At 72.4% G+C, this 1534-nt stretch carries 1 protein-coding gene and 1 pseudogene; both read left to right on the top strand.

Going from position 1 to position 1534, the window contains the following annotated elements; translation table 11 throughout:
• Nucleotides 1-328: pseudogene (locus EAO76_RS25460) on the top strand (serine/threonine protein kinase); the annotation flags it as partial.
• A 180-nt stretch (nt 329-508) separates the two neighbouring features.
• Nucleotides 509-1534 (top strand): serine/threonine-protein kinase (locus EAO76_RS25455; protein WP_262375735.1); only part of this gene is annotated, 1026 nt, incomplete at its 3' end.

Raw genomic sequence — 1534 nt, 5'->3', positions numbered from 1 at the left:
GTACGCGCCCCCGCAGCAGCCGCAGCCCCAGCCGCAGCAGCCGGCCCCCCGGCCGCCCCGCGAGCCGCGGCAGCGCAGCGCCAACCCGATGCGGATCCCCGGCCTCGGCTGCCTCAAGGGCTGCCTGTTCACCCTGATCCTGCTCTTCGTCGCGGGCTGGCTGATCTGGGAGCTGACCCCGCTGCAGGACTGGATCGGCCAGGGCAAGAGCTACTGGAAGGCGATCACCGACACGGTCTCCACCATCACCGACTGGATCTCGGACCTGGGTGGCGGCGACAGCGGTGCCGGCGGCAGCACCGGGACCGACGGCACCGGCACCCCCTGAACCGTCGGCGCACCATCGAATCTGTAGCTATATCGACTTCTGCGGGCCGGTTTCCACGCATATCGCCCGCAGAAGCGAGGCTTGGCGCCAACCAGGGCACCCAACCCCCCGATCGACGCGTAACTTTGTCGACCGGGGGTCATGAGTGACGGTCCATCGCCAGCCGCTGAGGGAGCAGTCTTGGCACGGAATATCGGCAGCCGGTACACCGCCCACCAGATCCTGGGGCGCGGCAGCGCCGGCACGGTGTGGCTCGGCGACGGGCCCGAGGGCCCGGTGGCCATCAAGCTGCTCCGCGAGGACCTCGCGTCCGACCAGGAGCTCGTGGGCCGCTTCGTCCAGGAGCGCACCGCCCTGCTCGGACTGGACCACCCGCACGTCGTCGCGGTCCGCGACCTCGTGGTGGACGGCAACGACCTGGCCCTGGTCATGGACCTCGTGCGCGGCACCGACCTGCGCACCCGGCTGGACCGCGAACGCCGCCTCGCCCCCGAGGCGGCCGTGGCGATCATCGCGGACGTCGCCGACGGCCTCGCCGCCGCGCACGCCGCGGGCATCGTCCACCGGGACGTCAAGCCGGAGAACATCCTGCTCGACATGGAGGGCCCGCTCGGCCCCGGCGGTTCGCACCCGGCGCTGCTCACCGACTTCGGCGTGGCCAAGCTGATCGACACCCCGCGCCGCACCAAGGCCACCAAGATCATCGGCACGCCGGACTACCTCGCCCCCGAGATAGTCGAGGGCCTTCCGCCCCGCGCCGCAGTCGACATCTACGCCCTCGCGACCGTCCTGTACGAACTCCTCGCCGGTTTCACGCCCTTCGGCGGCGGACACCCCGGCGCGGTCCTGCGCCGGCACGTCACCGAGACCGTCGTCCCCCTCCCCGGCATTCCCGACGAGCTCTGGCAGCTCCTGGTCCAGTGCCTGGCCAAGGCCCCGGCCTCCCGGCTGCGCGCCTCCGAACTCGCCGCCCGGCTGCGCGAGCAGCTCCCGCAGCTGGCCGGCATCCCGCCGCTCGACGTCGACGAACCGGGCGCCGAGGAACCGGAACCCCGGACGTACGACGAGCAGCAGTACGCCCCCGCCCCCGAGGAGCCCCGCCGCCGCGGCGCGGTCCCGCTGGTCCCCGGCTCCTCCGCCGACTCGATGTCCGCCACAGTTCCGCCCCTTCGTAATGCCTGGTCATTGCCCGACCGATTGCCTGAC

It is taken from the genome of Streptomyces sp. sk2.1 (assembly GCF_008120935.1).
GTDB lineage: Bacteria > Actinomycetota > Actinomycetes > Streptomycetales > Streptomycetaceae > Streptomyces.
Note: the sequence above shows the minus strand (reverse complement) of the source record. Positions and strands in the feature narration are given on the sequence as shown.